This is a genomic window from Shewanella rhizosphaerae, from assembly GCF_019457655.1.
GTDB lineage: Bacteria > Pseudomonadota > Gammaproteobacteria > Enterobacterales > Shewanellaceae > Shewanella > Shewanella loihica.
Map to the genome: position 1 here is coordinate 2,153,520 of NZ_CP080420.1, position 17,633 is coordinate 2,171,152.

The 17,633-nt window shown below is 52.7% G+C and carries 12 protein-coding genes; 6 read left to right on the forward strand and 6 right to left on the reverse strand.

Features of this window, described 5'->3' with window-relative positions:
- Positions 1 to 218 precede the first annotated feature (218 nt).
- Both K0I63_RS09660 and K0I63_RS09665 read left to right on the forward strand, forming a co-directional pair.
- Positions 219 to 911 carry a DUF3334 family protein gene (locus K0I63_RS09660; RefSeq protein WP_220083270.1) on the forward strand — a complete coding sequence of 231 codons (693 nt, stop codon included), beginning with the start codon at positions 219 to 221 and terminating at the stop codon, positions 909 to 911.
- 64 nt (positions 912 to 975) lie between these two features.
- Complete coding sequence (locus K0I63_RS09665; RefSeq protein ID WP_220083271.1) at positions 976 to 2,004, forward strand: LacI family DNA-binding transcriptional regulator; 1,029 nt, start codon at positions 976 to 978, stop codon at positions 2,002 to 2,004.
- Here K0I63_RS09665 and K0I63_RS09670 read toward each other — a convergent pair.
- The 6 genes from K0I63_RS09670 to K0I63_RS09695 form a co-directional block, all read right to left on the reverse strand.
- Positions 2,001 to 2,615 (reverse strand): 3'-5' exonuclease, encoded by a 615-nt coding sequence (locus K0I63_RS09670; RefSeq protein WP_220083272.1) that lies wholly within the window; start codon positions 2,613 to 2,615, stop codon positions 2,001 to 2,003. The genes K0I63_RS09665 and K0I63_RS09670 overlap by 4 nt on opposite strands.
- A gap of 95 nt (positions 2,616 to 2,710) precedes the next feature.
- Positions 2,711 to 4,795, reverse strand: coding sequence for an elongation factor G (gene fusA, locus K0I63_RS09675; RefSeq protein WP_011865670.1), 2,085 nt, complete (start codon positions 4,793 to 4,795; stop codon positions 2,711 to 2,713).
- Positions 4,796 to 5,337: 542 nt separating this feature from the next.
- On the reverse strand, positions 5,338 to 7,839 hold the full coding sequence (locus tag K0I63_RS09680; protein WP_220083273.1) for a glucan 1,4-alpha-glucosidase: 2,502 nt from the start codon (positions 7,837 to 7,839) through the stop codon (positions 5,338 to 5,340).
- Positions 7,840 to 7,929: 90 nt separating this feature from the next.
- Positions 7,930 to 9,480, reverse strand: coding sequence for an MFS transporter (locus K0I63_RS09685; RefSeq protein ID WP_258406980.1), 1,551 nt, complete (start codon positions 9,478 to 9,480; stop codon positions 7,930 to 7,932).
- Positions 9,481 to 10,346: 866 nt separating this feature from the next.
- A complete protein-coding gene (locus K0I63_RS09690; protein WP_220083413.1) occupies positions 10,347 to 11,759 on the reverse strand; it encodes a M28 family peptidase in 1,413 nt (470 codons plus the stop codon).
- A gap of 489 nt (positions 11,760 to 12,248) precedes the next feature.
- On the reverse strand, positions 12,249 to 14,249 hold the full coding sequence (locus K0I63_RS09695; protein ID WP_258406982.1) for a glycoside hydrolase family 97 protein: 2,001 nt from the start codon (positions 14,247 to 14,249) through the stop codon (positions 12,249 to 12,251).
- A 668-nt stretch (positions 14,250 to 14,917) separates the two neighbouring features.
- Here K0I63_RS09695 and K0I63_RS09700 point away from each other — a divergent pair.
- The 4 genes from K0I63_RS09700 to K0I63_RS09715 all read left to right on the forward strand — a co-directional run bounded on the left by K0I63_RS09700 (position 14,918) and on the right by K0I63_RS09715 (position 17,601).
- The gene (locus tag K0I63_RS09700) at positions 14,918 to 15,322 is read left to right on the forward strand and encodes a GFA family protein (protein ID WP_011865675.1); all 405 of its coding nucleotides are present in this window, start codon (positions 14,918 to 14,920) and stop codon (positions 15,320 to 15,322) included.
- 100 nt (positions 15,323 to 15,422) lie between these two features.
- Positions 15,423 to 16,517 carry an NAD(P)H-dependent flavin oxidoreductase gene (locus K0I63_RS09705; protein ID WP_220083276.1) on the forward strand — a complete coding sequence of 365 codons (1,095 nt, stop codon included), beginning with the start codon at positions 15,423 to 15,425 and terminating at the stop codon, positions 16,515 to 16,517.
- 161 nt (positions 16,518 to 16,678) lie between these two features.
- Complete coding sequence (locus tag K0I63_RS09710; RefSeq protein WP_258407006.1) at positions 16,679 to 17,110, forward strand: GNAT family N-acetyltransferase; 432 nt, start codon at positions 16,679 to 16,681, stop codon at positions 17,108 to 17,110.
- A gap of 50 nt (positions 17,111 to 17,160) precedes the next feature.
- Complete coding sequence (locus K0I63_RS09715; protein WP_220083278.1) at positions 17,161 to 17,601, forward strand: YdgH/BhsA/McbA family protein; 441 nt, start codon at positions 17,161 to 17,163, stop codon at positions 17,599 to 17,601.
- Positions 17,602 to 17,633: the final 32 nt, after the last annotated feature.

The window sequence follows — 17,633 nt, forward strand, 5'->3', positions numbered from 1 at the left end:
TTACCTCCTTTGTGAGGCAGTTAACGGCGTTTTTTAAAGGCCTTTGGTAGGGAATGAGTGGGGAAGCGCCGGGCAAGATGACACTATTTTACGAACCGCAGATCCGGTTGTTATTTCGCCGCTGAATGAGAATTGACTAATCCCCTGTTTTGATTTTGATTTTTATCGTAATAGCGCGCAGAATGGAGTATGACTCTTTTTTGACATGTGATGAGACTATGACCTCGCAAGTGATCAGTTCCGACGATATTTTGCTTAAACTCTGCCATTCGGTATGCCGAGTGCTGACCAGTACCACGGGCAGTCAGGTGAGCCATGCGGCCATGGTGCAGAGCATTACTAAGACCTGCCTCAAGCCGGATCTTGGCTGCTTCTCCATCTTCGATGGTGGATTCTCCGGTCTTGTGGTGATCAACTTTTCTGCGCCGGCGGCGGTGGAGATCTACCAAGCCTATATGAAGCAGATGGGGATGCCCGAGTCTGAGCTGGCCTTCTCCCATACCTCGGATGAGGTGGGGGATGTGATGGGCGAGTTGATGAATCAGATCCTGGGCGATTTTATCGTCAAGGTAAACAAGGAGCTGCAGACCTCGATTAATCAGAGCCAGCCTAAGATGCTGACCATTAATAAAGAACTGACCATCTCTATCGATACTAATCTGGATGAAGCGGTGGCGCGCCGCGTCGCCTTCAAGACCGCCAGAAACCATATCTTCTATCTGGAATACGCCATGGATAAGACTGAATTTATCAAGCTGGCGGATTTCGAGCATGAGGAGGATGACCCCGATGCCTTGCTGGCCCAGCACGGTCAAGGGAGCCAGTCGGCAGACCCTTCCTGGTCGGCGGCGGTTAATAGTGCCGTTGTGGTCGACGATTCAGATGATCTGATGAAGGAGCTTGGGATATAATCGAGCTTCTTAAGGGGCGGGCGTTGGCTCGCCCTGTTTGTGTATAACAAGGTCGCCCATAATTATGACAACGAAAGCTACCTCTATCGATATCGCCTACCGCGCCGGGGTGTCACAATCCACGGTATCGCGGGCATTGCGAAACAGTCCGCTCGTCAATGAAGAGACGCGCTTGAGAGTACAGGCCATTGCCAAGGAACTTAATTACAAGGTCGACAAGAACGCCAGCAACCTGCGCACCCAAAGCAGTCTGACCCTGGCGCTGTTATTGTGTGAAGATCCCACCAATGACGATTCGCTGATCAATCCATTCTTCCTCTCCATGTTAGGCTCTATCACCCGGGCAACGGCGCAGCAGGGCTATGATCTCCTGGTCTCATTTCAGCAGCTTAGCAGCGATTGGCACGCCGACTACGAAGACAGCAATAAGGCCGATGGCATTATTTTGCTCGGTTACGGCGACTACATGGATTACGAGGAAAAGCTCAATAAGCTGGCAGCGCAGAATACCCACCTAGTGATTTGGGGACCGGCGCAGCATAAGTCCTCCGTGCTCTCCATTGGCTGTGATAACCGTCAAGGGGGCGTGCTGGCCACAGAGCATCTGCTGGCCAAGGGGCGGCGTAATATCGCCTTTATCGGGGATGCCTCAAGCCATAGCCCTGAATTTCAGGCGCGCTACTTGGGTCATCAACAGGCGCTCAAGGCGGCAGGTGTGCCGCTACAGAAAAATCTGCAGGTGGATGCCATCAGCACGGAGAGCTCAGGCTTCGAGGCGGCCAATCAACTGCTGGCGCAGAAACGTTCCTTCGACGCCATCTTCGCCGCCAGCGATCTCATCGCCATCGGCGCCATGCGGGCGTTGAAAGAGCAGGGACTGAGGGTGCCTGAGGATGTGGCCATCGTCGGTTATGATGACATTCCGGTGGCAAGCTTCGCCAATCCGCCGCTGACCACCATTAAGCAGAACACTAAGCTCGCCGGTGAGATCTTGGTTGAGAGCCTGCTGAAGCAAATCAAGGGGCAGGAGGTGAGTAATCAGTTGATCCCCACCAGCCTGATCGAGCGCGAGTCATGCGGCGAAAAGCGTTAGCCTAAATGGCTCCGCATAAATTTCTCTAGCTGATGCTTGGGCTGACGTTGCAGCTTAAGCATCAATTCAAAACTGGGTGCAGGGCAGGCCCATCTTTGTGATACCGCATCGCTCAGCGCCAGCCACAAGGCGCCGGTGACCTCTGCGTCGTTCAGCGCGCGGTGAAACACGCCATCGTTGGCGATACCTAAATAATTCACTAAGGTGCCTAGCTGATGGTTAGGCGCCGCCTGAAACAGGCGTCTTGCCAGCAGCAGCGAACAGGCAAAGGGCTGGGATTGCTCCAGGTTGATGCGCGCAAATTCCGCCGCTAAAAATTTCTGATCGAAACTGGCGTTGTGAGCCACCAGATGACATCCCTGGATGAAGTCGGCAAAGTCAGCCATGACGGTCTCGCAACCTGGCGCATCACTGAGCATCGCATTGGTGATCCCTGTGTAATCGGCGATGAAACTACTGACGGCAAAGCCGGGATTCATCAGCTGCTGAAATCTATCGACCACTACACCTTGCTGTAATTTAACCGCCCCTATCTCGATGGCGCGATCGCCCTGTAAGGGGGAGAGGCCTGTGGTTTCAAAATCCAATACCACTATGGCATCTTGGGACATAAGGGCTCCTGTAAGGGGAAAGGCAAAAAAGAAAAAACCCTAACAACATACATTGTTAGGGTTTTTAGTAAAGAAACTTCAGTTAAGGAGTAAGATTACTTCTTAGCTTCTCTTTCTTTAACTTCAGCGATAACTTTTTCAGATACGCTGTTAGGACATGGTGAGTAGTGTGAGAACTCCATAGAGAACTGACCACGACCAGAAGTCATTGTACGTAGAGAACCGATGTAACCGAACATTTCTGAAAGCGGTACGTCAGCCTTGATACGAACACCAGTCACACCAGCTTGCTGATCTTTGATCATGCCGCGACGACGGTTAAGGTCACCAATTACGTCACCTACGTTGTCTTCTGGGCTGAATACGTCAACTTTCATGATAGGCTCAAGTAGTTGCGCGCCAGCTTTTGGCATAGATTGACGGAATGCGCCTTTAGCAGCGATTTCGAACGCGATAGCTGATGAGTCAACTGCGTGGAAAGCACCGTCAGTCAGTTCTAGTTCAACGTCTAGTACTGGGAAGCCAGCAACGGTACCAGTCTGCATCATGCTCTCGAAACCTTTCTCAACAGCAGGCCAGTATTCTTTAGGTACGTTACCACCAACAACAGAAGACTTGAATGTGAAGCCAGTGTTTGCTTCACCTGGACGGATAACATAGTCGATCTTACCGAACTGACCAGAACCACCAGATTGCTTCTTGTGAGTGTAGCTATCAGCAACTTCTTGAGTGATAGTTTCACGGTATGCCACTTGTGGCTCACCTACGATCAGCTCAACGCCGTAAGTACGCTTCAGGATGTCTACCTTAATGTCTAGGTGAAGTTCACCCATACCCTTAAGGATGGTTTCGCCTGAATCTTCGTCAGTTTCAACGCGGAATGATGGATCTTCTGCGATCATCTTACCGATAGCGATACCCATCTTCTCGCTGCCGCCCTTGTCTTTAGGGGCTACTGCGATAGAGATTACTGGCTCTGGGAACACCATGGCTTCCAGAGTACATGGGTGCTTAACATCACATAGAGTGTGACCAGTCTGAACGTTCTTCATACCCACGATAGCGATGATGTCACCAGCTTGTGCGGTTTCAAGTTCGTTACGCTCGTCAGCCTGCATTTCACACATACGACCGATACGCTCAGTCTTACCTGTTGCAGAGTTCAGGATGGTGTCACCCTTGTTGATACGACCTGAGTAGATACGTACGAAGGTCAGGGCACCGAAACGGTCATCCATGATCTTGAACGCAAGTGCTTTCAGAGGTGCATCAGCGTCAACGATAGCGTGTTCGCCAGTCTCGTTACCTTCTTCGTCAGTCAGAGGCTGTGGATCAACTTCTTGTGGCGCAGGTAGGTAATCAACTACCGCGTCTAGTAGAAGCTGCATACCTTTGTTCTTAAACGCAGAACCACAGTATGTTGGGAAGAAGTGCATGGTACGAGTACCTTCACGGATACAACGCTTGATGTCTTCCATAGCTGGCTCTTCGCCTTCCATGTAAGCTTCCATCAGATCGTCGTCCATCTCAACGGCAGACTCGATCAGTTGCTCACGGTATTCTTCAACCATGTCAACCATGTCAGCAGGTACATCTTCGATGCTGTAGTTTTCAGCTTGTCCAGATTCGTCCCAAACCCATGCTTTACGGGTTAGTAGATCGACAACACCCTTGAACTCATCTTCGATACCGATAGGCAGTACCATTACGAGTGGGTTAGCCGCAAGAACGTCTTTAGTTTGCTTAACAACGCGCAAGAAGTCGGCACCCATACGGTCCAACTTGTTTACGAAGATGATACGCGCAACTTCAGATTCGTTTGCATAACGCCAGTTGGTTTCTGATTGTGGCTCAACACCACCAGAACCACAGAATACACCGATACCACCGTCTAGTACTTTTAGAGAACGATAAACTTCAACTGTGAAGTCAACGTGGCCAGGGGTGTCGATGACGTTGAAACGGTGATCGTTCCAGAAGCAACTTACAGCAGCAGACTGAATGGTAATACCACGCTCAGCTTCCTGTTCCATGAAGTCGGTTGTAGATTCACCATCATGAACTTCACCGATCTTATGAATCTTACCGGTTAGCTTTAGGATACGCTCTGTTGTGGTGGTCTTACCCGCATCAACGTGAGCGAAGATACCAATGTTTCTGTACTTTGATAAATCAGTCATTTTTCTACTCTATTGGAGTTACGTTCTAAAATTCGGGGGGAAGTATATCAATACTTTTCAAATTTTTTTATTCATTTTTATCAATTTTGCTGAAATATCATCTTTATCGGGAGAAATTACCCACTCTAGCTTCCTCTATATAGTGGGCAAACCCATAGCCGATGCGGATTTCGCTCATAAAAAGAACATGATGTTATAACCCGAAATTTCGTTATATCTTTTTATATGGGGATGTGGTGGGGTATCACAGCCAGGTTACAGCCTTTATGGAAGAGGGCTATTTTAGGGGGAACTCGGGCGAAAAAGATTAACGTTGAAAAGCGACTGTAAAAACGACTGGGTAAGCGAGCTCTTTAAGGATTCGATCGGCGAGTTAAAATTATGGTCGGCTAGGGCAGGCAAGCGTGTCAACGCGAATCTTAGGCTGAGGCTTATCGTGATGCATCTAGAGCTGTCACGACGAGGCAAAGAAAAGCCAGTCGCGTGGACTGGCTTTGGAAATAGCTTCTATTTAATTGTTAAGCCTGAGCCTTAATGTCTGCTTAGTTGTTAAGTGCCTTGGCCACATCCTCATAGTGGTCCCACACCTTAGCCTCTGTGATGGAACGCACCATCTTGACGTATTCGGCGTGGGTCCAGGCAAGCGGGGTGGCCGAGTTAGTGCCTTGGCCAAGCTGATAGTTGAAGCGGGTCTTGTCGCCGACACCATCCCAAACCTGCTCGGGTAGCATCAGTCCCTCATTGGCAAAAGCCTCCATCCCCTTGACATAGGTCTGGACCAGCTGCGTCTTGCTTGCATCATTGAGCATGCCATCGGCGATCGTCTTGGCCAGCTCAAAGTGGGCGCGCTCGCCGGTGAAGAACGGCCAGACTCTGCCGCGTTGCCCTGGAGTGTTGCTGCCGTTCTCGGCATAGTTGGCGCCTGTGGCGGTGTCTTCGCCATAGCCGTCGTTGCCGTAGCGTCTGAAGCCTGGGAACGTGCTGCCGTCTTTGGCGGTAAATTCATACCTGACCCTGAGATTATCCTCGAGCGCCGTGTTATCGATAAGCTTGAGGGTGTCGTTGATGGTCTTATCGTTGGCGCTCTTCACGCCGTAACGCACCAGCTCTAGGAAGCCGCCGTCTAACACCTCACGTTGATCTAAGCCTGCGCGGCCATTGTTGTCGGCAAGTTTATCTGCACTGTCCGGCGTACCTTTGGGCGCAAGGCGCAGATAGTAAGGCGCCTTGGTGCCTTCCTCTGCGCTTAGCAGGCCTTGCTGGGTCACTACCAAGGAGTCGAGTTTTTTGGCCATTGATTTGGCACTGGCGAGATATTTCTCGCTTGAGTTTAAATCGCCTGCCTGCTTGGCGATATCGCTGGCGGTAATAAGGCCCGTGATCACCGCCGCTGCGGTAGAGGGGGAGTAGCCTTGCTGCTCTTCCCAGCGTTCTTGCTGTGTCTTAAGCGGTGTGATCTGGGTGTGGTTCCAATCTAGATTGACCTCGCCGCCGCTTATCAGAAAATCGGCCGCCGGCTTCAACATGGTCTGATACCAGCTGGCGATCTCATCGTCGCTCAGCACGCCCGCCTGCCAGAGCTTCCAGCCGAGCATGATAGGCATGGCGGTCTGATCCAGCTGCACGCCGACCCATTCTATCTGGCCATCCACATGGGTCTTCTGTAGGAACCAGCCGGGCACGCCGCTATAGCCGGGTGTCGTAGCCGTAACCTGCACCTTCTTTAGATACTCGAAGGCCACCTTAGGGGTTTGGGTATCACCCATGGCCAGAAACGCCATGGCGCATTGATAGAAGTCTCTCGGCCAGACTGCCTTGTAGCCGGTAGAGCCGGTGACGGCCGAGACGCTGTCGCCCCAGGGATTAGAGAGCGAGGCGATGAGGGCGCCGGCGTGGGTCTTATCTTCCTGGGCCTTGAGCACCATGGCGCTGGTATAGAGTAGCTTACCCTCATCGGCGGTATTGGCCGTCATGGCATTTAGACTTGAGAGCGACTGCAGATAGTCCTGCCAGCCGATGGCATCACCTTCACCGTTATAGGCGGCGAGCACCTTGTCATAACCATCTTTAAGGGTGTCTTTGGCATTTTGCTCGCTGCTGGCCTTATCTGCCCCGAAGCCAAATACCAAGGTAGTGCTAAGACTTGGACGCTTAGCATCGCCAACTTCCAGAGTAGGCAGCGCTGCCGTCATGGCGACATTACCTAGGCTTTGCTTATCAGCGCTGGTGCTGGCGTAATGCCAGTTTAGCTCGCCGTTGGCCTTAAGATCGGTCAGGCCATCAGACTCGCCGACAAAGCCCACGCTACTTGCTGTAAACGGAATGTCACCGCGCACGGTCAGCACGCTGGAATCTTTATCGCCCGTGTAGGCGTAGAGGCTGTTGCCATCTTGGCTCACGCTGGCGATATCGTTGGCGCCGCTGTTGTCGATATGGGGATTGACGTAGAGATAAGGAGTGATCCCCGGCTCGAAGGCGGTAAAGAACACCTGCATCACCAGGCTGTCGCGATCGGGATCGGTAAAGAAGTGCTTCTCTATCTGATATTTGCCCTCGATATCTTTGTTTATCACCTTATAGGCGAGGGACAATGGTCGCCCAGCTTCATCCTTATGCAGGTAATCTATGTTGGTGACGGTATTGTCTTTCTCGGTATCGACGAAGCCATTGCCACTGATGATGAACTGCGCCTCTTTGAGCTGGGCGTTATGGATAAGCCCATACATGGTCTCGGTGAGGATCCCCTGCGCAAGAGAGAACCATACCCGGCTAACGGGATTGGCCTGGCTGCTCAGGTATTGATCGGCACCCTGCGCATTGGTCACATAGGGCTCGAAAGAGGTGCCAATCCCTGTCTTGCCGGAGAAGGCCCAGGTAGGGGAAGCGCCGGGCGCGCCCGGTGCAACTGAAATTGTCTCAGATACGCTGGCACTTGGTGCAGGTGCGGCATCGATATCACTCTTGGCGCCGCCACAGGCGCTAAGCAGGGCGCCTAGGGAGAGGGCGAGCAGTGTGCGAGTAAAAGGTACTGGCTTAGACGTCATATTCAGGGTCTCGTTTATTATGTTTATATTTTGGTTAAGTCAGTTAAGTCGTTTAAGTCTGTGTGTTTGTTAAGTCTCAAGCCTTACGCATTAGCGCTCGGCTTTGCTCGCTTCGCTGCTGACAAATAACACGCTAATTCCAGCCAGGATCATGAAGCTGCCACCCAGGATCAGGGCGAAGATCGGCTTGCCATCGAAGAAGGCATTGAGCAGCACGCCTAGCACGCTGGCGGCCAGCAGCTGAGGGATCACGATGAAGAAGTTAAAGATCCCCATGTAGACCCCCATCTTGGCGGCGGGCAGTGCGTTGGACAGCAGGGCATAGGGGATAGAGAGGATAGAGGCCCAGGCGATACCCACACCTATCATGGGCAGCCATAACAGGTTTGGGTCTTGAATAAAGTAGAAGCTAATCAAGCCAATGCCGCCACAGCAGAGGTTGATCAGGTGGGTGATCTTGAGGCCAACCGCCATGGCGAGCAGTGGGATGAAGATGGCGGCCACCGCGGCAAAGCCGTTGTAAGAGGCGAACAGCATGCCCACCCAGTCGGCGCCATCGTTGTAGGCCTTAGACAGCACATCCTGGGTGCCATAGTGATGATCCGTTACCGCCGCCGTGGTGTAGATCCACATAGAGAAGAGGGCGAACCAGGAGAAGAACTGCACCACAGCCAGCTGGCGCATCGCCTTGGGCATATGAAACAGGGCATCGACTACGCTAAACACCATGCCTTGCTGGTGGCGCTCTTCGCCCTTGATATGCTTCAGGGTGTTAGCGCAGAACCATTGCAGTGGGCCGAAGGCGAATATCCCTATGGCCAACAGATAGAGCTGCTTGTCGAGGGACTGCAAGAAGATGACGGCGATTAAGATGGCGCCCACCAGGCTCCAGAGCATGGCGCCTTTCTGATAGGCCTGCCAGCTGCGATCGTGATGCAGTGTGACCTGCTCGCCGGTTTCCTGTTCGAAGCGGGCCAACTCCTCGGGCGAGTACTCTTTGGTGGTAAACACAGTCCAGCTGACGGCTAACAGCAGCACGGCGCCGCCGAAATAGAAGGCGTAACGCACCGAGTCTGCGATCTCGCCCTCGGGCGCCGTGTTAGCCACATCGAAGTAGTTGGTCAGCAGGTAAGGCAAGGCCGAGGCCACCACTGCGCCGACGCCGATGAAGAAACTCTGCATGGCGTAGCCCAAAGGGCGCTGTTTGCTTGGCAGGTTGTCGCCCACGAAGGCGCGAAACGGCTCCATGGCGATGTTGATCGAGGCGTCCATGATCCACAGCATGCCAGCAGCGACCCAGAGCACGGGCGAGTGGGGCATGATGAAGATGGCGAGTGTGGTGAAGATGGCGCCAATCAGAAAGTAGGGGCGACGACGACCCAGGCGGCCCCAGGTGTTGTCACTCATATAGCCGATGATCGGCTGCACCAGCAGGCCGGTGAGCGGCGCGGCGATCCAGAGGATAGGGATGTCATCAATCGCCGCGCCGAGCGTCTGAAAGATTCGGCTGACGTTGGCATTTTGCAGGGCGAAGCCAAACTGGATCCCCAGGAAACCGAAACACATGTTGAAGATCTGCCAGAAGCTGAGTGCAGGTTTAACCTTGGGGGTGCCTTGGGCGAATAGGGTGTTTTGTGACATCCGATGCTTCTCTTTATTATTCATTATTGATCTGCACAGCGTCTAAGGGCGTGCAATCTGTATTTTATGGAAGTCGGTCGAGTGAAAAAAGAGGCGAATACACGCTTCCCTCAAACGGGTATTCGCCAAAAGCTAGGGTTCTACTTCTCTAGGCTTATTCACTAGGTTTAAGCCTTGATGAGTAGATAGAGACTCTAGCGCTCACCTCTCATGCCTTCAGTGCCTGATGAGGTGAGCGTCGACCTGGCCAATTTCATAGGAAGTTACACATGAAATTAAACACCAAGGCATGTTAACCCTGAGCCGAAACAGGCGACAACCGATTACATACGTATTCATCATCAGGCATTAACCTTTATGTAGCCTGTTGTTAACCTGCTGACGCCTAGGGCTGGTTAAGGATACTCATTTAAAAACAGTTGGTTAAAGTGGCTGTGGTAGGCAAGCCGTTATACATGGGTTGGGCTTTGTAACAATGGGCAACATGGCCAAACTCCTATCGATAATGACGCAAAAAGCAGGAAAGAAGCGGCATTGTGAAAGGCTAGTTAGGCTAGGTGTTCTAACCTATTCTTGGTGCTCATTAGGGGGAAACTCGATTTTACGGTGAAAATTTTTGCTTTAGGTCTAAGTATAGGTCTAGGCATAGGTTTTGTTGATTTGATTGAACTGCTGTGCGCACAAAGAGTTTCCCGTATTGCCTAATTAAGTTTGAATTTGTTTAACTGAGGTCAAATTGTATGGGATAAAAAAACAGGCCGCGATCGCGACCTGATTTTAGTTTTATCTAAATTTGACTCAAAATTTTAGATGCATCATTTCGAGACTTTTTCGAGTGCATTTTACGAATTCAGCTTACAAATTCATTAGTGCGATTTCGCTGCGTTTGAATCTGCATCGCTTGCCGGGCGGAAGAAGGCACCTGCCGCGCCAGGGAACACCACAGGGCTGGTGTTACCGTTAAAGCCCACGGCGGCAACGCCGTACAGGTAGTTGTCGATCACCATGTTGCTCAGGGTGAAACTGTTTACCTTGCCCACATAACGGCTATGGCTCCATTCTGCCTCTGTGGTCTTGCGCCAATAGATACGATAACCGGCGACTTCGGCGGTGGCATCCGCCTGCCAGCTAAGCTGGGTATCGGCCGAGACCTGTCCCGAGATGCTCACCTGTGTTGGCGGCGCTGGTGCCCAGGCCATTGACGCTAGGCTGATAGCGTTGAGGGCGGTGAGCTTGGCGGCGAAGGCTTCATCTACCCCCTCAATCACGTCGCCATAGGCAATACCGTTCTCCGTGCGTATGTCCTGATGCTGGCGGTTGTAGTTCTCGTTGGTTTCCATCACGCGCACCGCGGGAAAGCCCGCCTTATTAAATGGCAGGTGATGGCCGCCGCGACCGAAGCGATCGAGTCGATAGATGAGCTGCACATCCAGGTTAGTCATATACTGATCGGCCAGCTGCTTGATATGCCGGGCAAGGTTACGCGAGGCGGAGTCGTTCTCGCCGCCGCTGAAGTAACGCTCCTTAGCTTCTGCCTGGGTTTCTGCGATACGCACGCCCTCGGAGAACACCCGCACCGTGTGGTTGCTCACCACGCCGTTGATCCCCTCGATGTTGCCTATCATGTCGTTGTTGAGCACGCCCTCGACCTGCCAGCCCTGCTTCTTGGCAAAGTCGGCCAGTCCGGCGCCGCCATAAAGGCCTTGCTCTTCGCCCGATAGCGCCGCGTACACTATGGTGCCACCAAACTGATACTGGCTGAGGACGCGAGCGGCCTCTAAGGCACCGGCGACGCCCGAGGCGTTATCGTTGGCGCCGGGGGAGAAGGAGGTGGCGTCCATCACGTCGCTGACCCGAGAGTCGATATCGCCGCTCATCATCACCACGCGGTTAGGATCTAAGGTGCCACGTTGAATGGCGATAATATTCACCACCCGTGTCGGCTCGGGAATGCGTTTGCCTGATACTGTGTCGCCCACCTCTATCACCTCAAGGCAGTGATCGCAGGCGGCGGAGATACGTTCAAACTCGGCCTTGATCCAGTTTCTGGCCGCGCCTATACCGCGATCTTTATCCGTCTGACTCGATAGGGTATGACGGGTGCCAAAATTCACTAAGGTTTGTATATCTTGCAGTATGCGTGCTGGGTGCGGCGCACCAGCAATCTCATACAGGCGCAGATCTTCCTGGGAGGGTGCCGTGTAAGGACTCTGGCCCAGTGCGTTTTTATTAAGAGCGCTTTGGCTTAATAGTGTATGGCTGCTTCCTGCATGATGCAGTGGTGTGGCCGGAGGGGCTGCATGGGCGGTGCCAGCACAGATGGCCGTGAATACTAGGGTCTTCCCGATAGATGCCTTGATTGTCATGTTCTGCTCTTCATTCTTGTTATTTTTCGATGCTTTCTATGGACTTAACTTGTTTTGCACTCAACTTACTATGGATTGAACTGGTTATGCGCTCAGCTAGGCTAGTCGGAAAGCGACCAACGTTGGCTCGCTCTGCGTGGGCTAGGAGTGCACAAACCACCTTAGCAGAATAACGCTAGCGCTTGGATGAGGGATCGCGGCTTTAGTCGTAGAAATGTGGGGGGAATCGCCGGAAAAAGGTAAACAAATGTTGCAGATGATTGGCCTTGGCCCGATATGGCAGACAACGCAGGAGAGGGCGAAGGGCATTGCCAGAATAAAAAGAGGATGCAAGCCTGCCTGAGCAGACTTGCATCCTCTAATGTGGTTTAAGCGCTAGATCGCTAGTGCTACAACTGAGGCCTAGAGCGCCTTGAAGCGAATCGCGACGCCGCCGCTGCTGGCAAGTTTTAACGTCAGCTGCTGCTTGCTATTCACCTTCTGGGTCTCAATCACATAGTCATAGGGATTGGTGCGCCAATCGGCCTTGTGACCGTCTCGGTAGATCTGCGCCTCATAACTGAGTGCTGGGTCGAGGAAATCGAGCTTGATCGCGATCTCACGGGCATCATCGTCGGTGATCGCGCCAAGATACCAATCTTTGCCTTGACTCTTGCCGCCACGCTCCTGACGGGCAAAGGCTACATATTCACCTACCTCACCGGCCAGGGCGATACTCTGGGCCCAGTCGGTGGGCACATCCTGAATAAACTTAAAGGCATCGGGATGCTGCTTGTAGTTGCGGGGCAGATCGGCGGCCATCTGGATCGGGCTGTATAGCACCACATAGAGGGCCAACTGCTTGGTCAGTGTAGTCTGCACCCGGTTAATCGCGTCCAGGCCTTTAGGGGCAAGGTCGAAGATCCCCGGGGTGAAGTCCATGGGGCCTGCCAACATGCGGGTGTAGGCCAGGGTGGTGGTGTGCGACGGATTGTTAGGCGGCGTGCCCCAAGCGTTAAATTCCTGACCGCGGGCGCCTTCGCGGCTTATCCAGTTTGGGTAGGTGCGGCGCAGGCCGGTATCTTTAATCGGCTCATGGGTATTGATGCTGATATGGCGCTTGGCCGCCTCGGTGACGCTATGCAGGTATTCGTTGACCATAAACTGGCCATCATGCCATTCGTGGCGCACTATGCCTTGTTCATCCACGCGCTTGATATCACCGCCATCGGCCACATAGCCGGTCTTCACCTGAGTGACGCCATATTTCTGATAGAGATCATAGGCATCGCTCATCTGCTTGCGATAGTTGGTAACTGAACCAGAGGTCTCGTGATGACCAATCAGGCGAACGCCCTTGCTGGCACCATAGGCGGAGATCTCAGGGAGATCGAAGTCTGGGTAGGCCTGGGTGAAGCTGAATACGTCGCCGTTGTGGAACCAGCTGCCATCCCAACCTATGTTCCAGCCTTCTACCAATACGCCGGCGAAGCCGTTCTCGGCGGCAAAATCCATGTAGCGTTTGGTCTCGGAGGTGGTGGCGCCGTGTTTGTCGCCTGAACCCCAGGTGTTCTCGTTGAGGTGCATGCCCCACCAGATCCCCACATATTTACCGGGCTCGACCCAATCCACATTCCCAAGCTTATTTGGCTCGTTGAGATTGAGGATAAGATCTGAGTTCAGCAGGCCGGTGGCCTTGTCGGCGATCTGTATGGTGCGCCAGGGTGTGCTGAAGCCCGCCTGGGTCTTGACGCGCGTACCATCGGACCAAGGGGTGAGATCGGCGCGCAGGGTGCCGTCTCTGCGCTGATCCAGCGTCATGGCAGCGTAGTCCACCAGCGCAGCCTCGTGGATGCTCATGTGCACCCCATCGCCCAGGGTGAAGGTGAAGGGGGTATGAACCCTATCGACCTGTTTGAGCGGTGTCTTCTTATAGAGGTACTCGTAGCGGTTCCAGCCACGTGCCGGGATCCACCAGGCGGTGACGTTCTTGGGTTGTGGCAGGGTGAATTCGGTGAGCTCCGAAGTGATGTTTAGCTTATCTAAATCACCTTGCTTCGGCATATGGTAGCGAAAGCCTAGGCCATCATCGAACACCTTGAACTGGACGACAAAGCGGTATTGACCATTACTCAGGGTGGCTGTCAGGCCATTGTGTTTATCGACAACCCATTCACGTTCGCCCCAAGGCTGTTGCCAGCGCTCATCGGCCTGGCTGCGCTTGACCTCTTGAATGCTAAAGTCAGTGCCAAACTCCCCAAGAGACTCAAACACCATTCCAAGCTTGGAGGGTTCGATCACCTTCTTGCCATGAAAGCTGACGCTGTAGCGCGGCGTTTGATCATCATCGCTCAGGCTGACCACTATCTGCTTGTCAGGCGAGGTCAGAGAGACAGTCTTGGCCAGGCTAGTGCTTGGTAGCATGATGCCCGTTGCTGCTATGGCGAGGGTAAGTGCCGATAGGGTGGTCGTGGGACGAAACGGCGATCTGGACTGGGATCTGGGCCGGGACCTGGATTGGGGGCTCGCTTGGCGGCTTGTTAAGTGAGTCGAGGTGCAAGACATTCCGTGTACCTTTTTATTGTCGTTTTTAGGGTTAGGGTTATTACTCTTCATGGCTGCAGGTAAGATTGCTTGCTATCAGTGATAGCCATGAGTGATAGCCATGAGTGTTAGTCATGTTAGAAGGGAAGGCGCGAGGGGAGCAATGCGCTGCATACGTATTCACCTGCCAGGTCGTTAGTTCGCGGCAATCTCCGCGATAAGCCAGCAGGTGACAGCAGGAATTTCCCCTCAATGAGGGCGGCCTCATTCACTTATTACTCAGTGCTCGGTTTACAGGGCATAAGTGTGTGAAAAGGTTGGGCAGTCAGTACTTGCAAAAACAATAGCAAAAGATAAATTCATCGCTCTGCCACATTTAGTTACGGAATTTAGGGGGTTAGCGCAGAGATTTATGCTGATCTGACGTCGCAAGTTGTGGCAGCATAGGGCCCGATTACAATTGTGCAGTCGATTTATTGCAGCAGCTTTTTCATCGTCTTTTATTGCAGCTATTTTTCGTTGTCACTTACAGCCGGATCAGGAAAGCCATGTATCAAGGAAGTTGTCTATGCGGTGGCATTAAAGTCGCCATCAGCGGACCCATAAGTCATATCATTCATTGCCACTGTTCCCTGTGTCGTAAATCGAGCGGCACGGCATTCGCCACCAATGGTTTTGTCGAATTGGTGGACTTCAATCTATCGGATAAGGCCGATTTCCTCACAAGTTTTGAGTTTTCTCCTGGAAAGCGACGCTATTTCTGCCGTCACTGTGCGTCGCCTATCTACAGCGCCAACGACCAGGATAGTAAGCGTATTCGCCTTAGACTCGGCATCTTGGACTCGCCAATCAACGAGCGCCCCATGTCTCATAACTTTGTCACCTCCAAGGCGAACTGGGAGGAGATGGATGCCAAATTACCCTGGTATGAGGGCCACGAGCCCGGCAGGTAGTTTCTCTGGAGCCAGTGATTAGCTACTAGTTGATAGCTGTCAGCATAGCAATGCGATCATGCAGAACATGAAGCTCGAATCGATTCACTAAGGAAGGGTCATGAATAGTAAAAACTTCAAGGCGTTGCTGGGTACAGAGCTGCCTATTATTCAGGCGCCGATGGCTGGAGTACAAGACAGCAGGCTCGCCATCGCCGTGGCTAATGCCGGTGGGCTTGGGTCAATCCCCTGCGGCATGTTGAGCTCGGCGCAGATAGTCGATGAAATTAAACGTTTTCGGGCGGCAACCAGCGCGCCACTAAACCTTAATTTCTTCTGCCATGAGATGCCGCCGTTCGACAATCGACCCCAAGCGCGCTGGCATGAGCTATTAGCGCCATATTTTGATGAACTTGAGATAGCGGCCGATCTCAGCCAAGGCGGCGCGAGTCGTATGCCTTTTAATCATGAGATCGCTGATGCCATAGAAGCCTTTAAGCCCGAGGTGATTAGCTTTCATTTCGGCCTGCCACAAGAGGAACTGCTCGAGAGGGTAAGATCCTGGGGAAGCAAGGTGATCTCGAGTGCCACCACAGTAGCCGAGGCCGAGTACCTGGCGGCGCGAGGCGTGGATGGCATTATCGTTCAGGGCGTCGAGGCGGGTGGTCATCGCGGCATGTTTCTCAGTGATGATGTGAGCACTCAGGTGGAATTGGAACCCCTGCTGACTGAGATCGCCTCGCGAGTCGATGCGCCGCTGATCGCCGCTGGCGGCATAGGCGATGGGCACGGGGTAAAAGCCGCCTTGGCAATGGGCGCCAGCGCCGTGCAGGTGGGCAGCGCCTATCTCTTGTGTGATGAGGCCAATAGCTCAAGCCTGCATCGAGCGGCCATAGAGCATGCGGCTACTATTCAAGGGAGTACGACTAGGACAGAAGGGAGTACGGCGCTCACTAATCTCTTCTCGGGTAGACCGGCAAGGGGCCTGGTTAACCGCGCCATGTCAGAGCTTGGGCCGATCAATGACCTGGCCCCGGTCTTTCCCTATGCGACTAACCTTATGGCGCAGCTACGCAAGGCGAGTGAGGCCCGCGGCATGAGTGATTTCTCACCCCTCTGGTGTGGGCAAAATGTCGGCAGCTGCAAAAAGATCTCCGCAGGCGAGATGACCCTGGCCTTAATGCAGCAAGTCATGCAACTAGAGTCATTGCGGTAACAAATTAAAAATAATAACGAATAGAGCTGATGCAGATGAAAGGAGATCCCGTGATTGAGAAACCTGAGATAGAGAAACCAGAGGCAGATAAACCAGATTTAGCCAAACAGGAGACTGGTAAACAAGAGACAGATAAACAGGAGTTGGTATCTAGGCTAGGTATCACAATCAGCCAACTTGAGGGTGAAAACAGTGAACTGGTCGATGCCTTGGTCGATGGTGTGCGCCAGTACAACTTCGACAAGATGGGCAAGGAGACGTCTGCGCCGCTGACTGTATTGGCGCACGACAAAACCGGTAAGCTGATTGGCGGCGTCTATGGTCGCACCATCTATAAAAACTTCCTCATCCATGTGGTCTGGGTGGATGAAACGGCCCGTGGTACAGGGCTCGGACGCGACTTGATGCTAGAGGCGGAGCGCGTGGCAATTAGCCGTGGTTGCCAGCAGGCTCAGGTGGATACCTTAGATTTTCAGGCGCCGGATTTCTATCAAAAGCTGGGTTTTAGCGTCGCTGGGGTTATTCCTGCATTTGAAGCCAGTCCCGCCCGCTATTTTCTGTTCAAGCGCTATTGTGATAGTGTGACTCGCTAAGCGTTTCGTTGAGACGAATCTTTAATTAATCCATTGTTCAAGGAAGATAAATGTCCAAAAAATTATTTGCTGGTGTCCTGCTGACACTCGCATTAACTGCTTGCAGTTCCACCCAAAATACTCCCGGTAATTTGGATTCGGTCAATAACTCCTTATTGGCAGCCAATCTGCTTGAGGTGAGCGGGGACAACCTAAGTGATTATTGGCAGCCCAAGTCGAAAAAACCTGTGATGCTGAAGTCCCGCCCTAAGTGGATTCCCAAAGGGATGGGCCAGTTTAGTTATCATGTGGTCATAGATAGTGAGGGCAATGAGGTTAGTAAGACTCTGGTAAGTTCCAGCCCCGAAGGTTGGATGACCCAAGCAAGACTAAATAAGATGCCTAAGGTCCGTTATCTTGCCAGTGACGATAACCCTGAGCATCTGCCCGTAAAGGCGTTGTTGACCTCAAAGGTGATGCCTCGTCACCTCATAGAGAGCGAACAGCAATAAGTCTAATTTCCATTGTTTAGTCTAAAGCTCTC